Consider the following 3,413-nt stretch of genomic DNA (forward strand, 5'->3'; position numbering starts at 1 on the left):
TGGACTTCAACGTCTACCTCACCGGCGGCCAGCGGATCCTCGAGGGTCACGGGGACCTCTATGTCGAGGGCCGGGGCCTGCCCTTTACCTATCCGCCGTTCGCCGCGCTGGTCTTTACGCTGCTGGTGCCTCTCGGGCACGACGCCGGCGTCTGGCTCTTCACCCTGGTCTCGCTGGCGATCGCCGCGGCCACGGCGCTGCATGCCGTCCGGCATTTCTTCGGCAGGCAGCGCGTCCGGGACGTGCTGGACCATGCCTGGCTGCGTCCACTGGCCATTGTGGTCTTCGGCCTGATCGTCCTGCTGGGTCCGTGGCGGGAGACGCTGGGGTTCGGGCAGATCAACATCCTGCTCTTCGGCCTGATCATGGCGGATTTCCTGGCGGCCCGCCGCGGCTGGCCCACCGGACTGCTGACCGGAATCGCGGCCGGCCTGAAGCTGACGCCGCTCGTGTTCGGCCTGTATTTCCTGGTGCGGCGGGACTGGGTTGGCCTGCGGAATATGGCCGCGGGTTTCCTGGGCACGGTCGCGGTCGGCCTGGCGGTGCTGCCGCGCGAATCCGTCGACTACTGGTTCGGTCTGCTGGCGGACACCTCCCGGATCGGCGGCGCCGGCTATGTGGACAATCTGTCCGTCAAGGGCGCCATTCTGCATTTTGCCGGCCCCGGGTACGACGTCGATCTTCCGTGGCTGCTGCTCTCCCTCGCCCTGGTTGCCGCCACCGCCGTCGTCATTAAGCTCGCCGACGACCGCGGACTGAACCTGGTCGCCGTGGCGGCGACCGCGCTGCTCATGGTGCTCATCTCGCCGGTGTCCTGGTCCCATCACTGGGTCTGGGTTGCGGTCCTGCTTCCGCTGCTGGCCCGCACGGTCCGGGACCTGCCGACGCATTACCGGGGGCTGCGCCGGACCGGGGCGGCGCTCCTGGCGGTCTCCGTGCTCGTGTTCTTCTATTCGCCCAAGACCATCGGCATGCTCTTCGGCGCGCCGGACCTCAACGCGCAGGAACCGGAGCTGTGGCTGATGGCCTCCAGCGCCGGCGTGTTCTGCGGCGTGGCCATGCTGCTGTACTGGCTGGCAGTGCTCTGGTCGAGCGCGGGCCGGAGCAGGTGGCCGGCACGGTGCAGCGAGTCCGTGTCCGCACGCGGGCCGGAGGGTCGCGGCGCTTAAGGTTGGGCGTTCTTCCGTAGAGCTGAAAGGAGGGCCTTTCCGGTGGGTCCGGAAAGGCCCTCCTGCACTCTGGGCGGGGTTAGCGGGTGCCGCGTCCGCGGTCCTCTTCGCCCCCTTCGACCTCGACGTGCTCCTTGGCTACGTCGGCCTGCACCGTTTCGGTGCCTTCGACCTGCTCCTTGCCCAAGGACACCTTCTCCGCGCCGACCGTTTCCTTGCTGACGACCGGGCGCTCCTCGCGCAGCGTGACTTCCGTTTCCTCCTCGCCCAGCGGAGCACCGGAGACCTCTTCGCCCTCGCTGACGGGGGTGCGCTCCACCCGTACTTCCTCGCGGGAGACCGGAACCTGGACGGTCTCGGTTTCAGTGGTGACGTACTTGCGCAGGCGTGCGCGCCCCGCTTCCCGGGTTTCCGTTCCGACGTTAAGCTGCTCCTCGCGGCGGATGACCTCGGCCTCCGTGTCCGTGTCGCGGTCGGTTCCGCGCTCGGTGGTCCGTTCTCCTCCTGCCGTGCCCGTGGTTCCGGCTGTGGCGTAGCCGCCCTGGCCCGCGTAGTAGGCGTAGAGGCGGTCCTGCTCCTCTTCGGAGAGGTGCTCATCCGGATCCATGTTCGGGGCGTCCTTGACGAAATCCTTGGTGTACGGCACGTACAGATCGCCGTTCTCTTCCCTGGCGTCCTTCACGGGAACGAACGTTTCCTTCGTTCCGAACAGTCCGGTGCTGACAGTCACGAAGGTCGGCTCACCGGTCTGGTCGTCCATGTACAACTGCCCGACCTTGCCGATCTTTTCACGGTCCTGCCCATAGACGGTGGCGTTCGTCAGGGTGTTGGCATCGAAGTTTGCCATGGTGAACTCCTTTGGTTGGCGGGTAGTGACGGCGGGCCGTCCCATTAGTAAGCCCGCTTACTATCCTCCACTTTTGGCGGCGAAACGCAACCCTTGCGGTAACCGGACCGACGGCAGCGGCTCATGTCCCGGCGGCGCGGCGCCCCGCGGTACCATCAGGAACATGCTCAGCACTCCCGACGCCCTTGGCCTGATCCTGGAGCTGCTGACGTGGGTGGGACTTGTCCCCGGCCTGCTGTTTCTGCTTGCCGCCGGCATTGTGCGGCGGACCCGCACCGACTGGCGGAGGGTTGACGCTGTGGCTGTCCTGTCCGAGGGCAGGTCTGGGTACCGCTGGTTCGGGCGCGATTACGAAGTCCATGAAGCCTGGGCGGCACCCGGGGAAACCGACGCGCCTAAGCCGGGGACCGACGTCGTTCTCTATTACGATGCGCGCAATCCCCACCGCTGGCGGCGCGACCTCCCCGTCCATCCCGGCAGGGTGCTGCTGGTCCTGGGACTGGTGCTGACCTGCGTCGGTGCGGCCGCCGCCGTCGCTGGCTTCCTGCTGCTGATGGCAGCCTGAGGGCCGGCGGTCAGAAGCGGGTCATTGCCAGCCAGACGACCAGCAGTGTGACCAGGGACAGGACGGCCAGGCCGACAATCGGCAGGGCCCGTCGGGCCTGATGCTGTTCTTCGAACGGGGAACGTGCGTGGTTTCTCTTGGCCATGGGTCTTGGATATCAGCCGCGTCTGGGAAGAACCTTGGCACCCACGAAAAGCTCCGTGGGGGAGGGCTACTGGTCCTTTTCCCGGTTGACTTCCGCGTCGATCATGGCGCGGATCTGCTGCAGCGTTTCGGGGGAGAGGTCGGCCAGCTGCCGGGCAGCGAAATTTTTGACCTTGGCCGCACGCATGGTCCGCAGCAGCTCGAGCTGAGCGGAAATGCGCTCCGGCAGTTCAGCGTCTTCCTCCAGTAGGAACGACTCGTCGACCTGGAAGAAACGCGCCAGATTCGCCAGCAGTTCGCGGTCGCGCGGGTCCGGGCCGGTGCCGGCGCGCATGTATTGCCAGCGCGCCCGGGACAAAGGAGTGCCGGCCTTGGCCATGGCCTCCTGGATCTGCGGGAAGCTGTACGGTTCTCCGCCCTCGGCCACCATGGTGTCCATGAGCAGGTCCAGTTTGCGGGACAGCGCTTCGCTCGAGGGCATGCCCTCTTGCCTGTGCATGTGCTCAGATTTCCTCTCGGATTACAGTCGGCAGGTGAACCTGGTTCCCGACAGACCCCCTGCAATCTCGTGATAATCCTAGGCTACGGCCAATCGGCCGGCGTCAGGCGCGCGGCGCGCGTATTTAGATATACGACGGCGCCGGGCCGAGCTTGTCCTCCACCTCCTGCAGCAGCGCCGACTCCTGGT

At 66.6% G+C, this 3,413-nt stretch carries 5 protein-coding genes; 2 read left to right on the forward strand and 3 right to left on the reverse strand.

Annotated elements, in window-relative coordinates; genetic code table 11:
* On the forward strand, positions 1–1,169 hold a 1,169-nt coding region (locus tag AC5RW2_RS41645; RefSeq protein WP_494075330.1), incomplete at its 5' end, for a glycosyltransferase 87 family protein.
* Positions 1,170–1,248: 79 nt separating this feature from the next.
* On the opposite strand, the gene AC5RW2_RS41650 is transcribed toward AC5RW2_RS41645, so the two are convergent.
* Entirely contained in the window at positions 1,249–2,016 is a 768-nt protein-coding gene (locus AC5RW2_RS41650; RefSeq protein ID WP_494030698.1) for a DUF2382 domain-containing protein, read from the reverse strand.
* A gap of 163 nt (positions 2,017–2,179) precedes the next feature.
* Between AC5RW2_RS41650 and AC5RW2_RS41655 the strand changes: the two genes are divergently transcribed.
* A complete protein-coding gene (locus AC5RW2_RS41655; RefSeq protein ID WP_494030699.1) occupies positions 2,180–2,581 on the forward strand; it encodes a sortase in 402 nt (133 codons plus the stop codon).
* 10 nt (positions 2,582–2,591) lie between these two features.
* On the opposite strand, the gene AC5RW2_RS41660 is transcribed toward AC5RW2_RS41655, so the two are convergent.
* Entirely contained in the window at positions 2,592–2,726 is a 135-nt protein-coding gene (locus AC5RW2_RS41660; protein WP_494030700.1) for a hypothetical protein, read from the reverse strand.
* Positions 2,727–2,792: 66 nt separating this feature from the next.
* Positions 2,793–3,224 carry a hypothetical protein gene (locus tag AC5RW2_RS41665; protein WP_494030701.1) on the reverse strand — a complete coding sequence of 144 codons (432 nt, stop codon included), beginning with the start codon at positions 3,222–3,224 and terminating at the stop codon, positions 2,793–2,795.
* Between the last annotated feature and the right edge of the window lie 189 nt (positions 3,225–3,413).

The organism is Arthrobacter sp. B0316-1-20, from assembly GCF_059091865.1.

Excerpts from the sequence above, each read along its gene's own strand:
- AC5RW2_RS41650 (WP_494030698.1), bottom strand. The coding sequence starts at position 2,016 with ATGGCAAACTTCGATGCCAACACCCTGACGAACGCCACCGTCTATGGG.
- AC5RW2_RS41655 (WP_494030699.1), top strand. The coding sequence starts at position 2,180 with ATGCTCAGCACTCCCGACGCCCTTGGCCTGATCCTGGAGCTGCTGACG.
- AC5RW2_RS41660 (WP_494030700.1), bottom strand. The coding sequence starts at position 2,726 with ATGGCCAAGAGAAACCACGCACGTTCCCCGTTCGAAGAACAGCATCAG.
- AC5RW2_RS41665 (WP_494030701.1), bottom strand. The coding sequence starts at position 3,224 with ATGCACAGGCAAGAGGGCATGCCCTCGAGCGAAGCGCTGTCCCGCAAA.